The organism is Streptomyces sp. NRRL S-1022, assembly GCF_000720135.1.
In the GTDB taxonomy this organism is placed as follows: Bacteria; Actinomycetota; Actinomycetes; order Streptomycetales; family Streptomycetaceae; genus Streptomyces.
On sequence record NZ_JOIU01000202.1, the window covers coordinates 1 to 257 of the forward strand.

The 257-nt window shown below is 64.2% G+C and carries 1 pseudogene; it reads right to left on the reverse strand.

Annotation, left to right across the window (positions count from 1 at the left end):
• Positions 1-108 (reverse strand): annotated as a pseudogene (locus IG05_RS47505) (2-oxoacid:ferredoxin oxidoreductase subunit beta); the annotation flags it as partial.
• Positions 109-257: the final 149 nt, after the last annotated feature.

The following is a 257-nucleotide window of genomic DNA, read 5'->3' on the forward strand; positions in this document are numbered from 1 at the left end:
CAGGCCCAGTTCCGGCATGAAGCCCTGCACGGCCGCGAGGATCGCGTAGTCACCGCAGCCCGGGCACCAGCGCACCTCCTGGTCCGACTTGAAGTCCTTGACGGACAGGGTGAGTTCAGTCTTCATTGTGGATCTCCCGCAGTGCGTCGGCAAGTTGCTCCGCCTTGAACGGCATGCCGTTGACCTGGTGGTAGGAGTGGGCGTCGACCAGGTACTTCGCCCGGATCAGGGTGGCGAGCTGGCCGAGGTTCATCTCC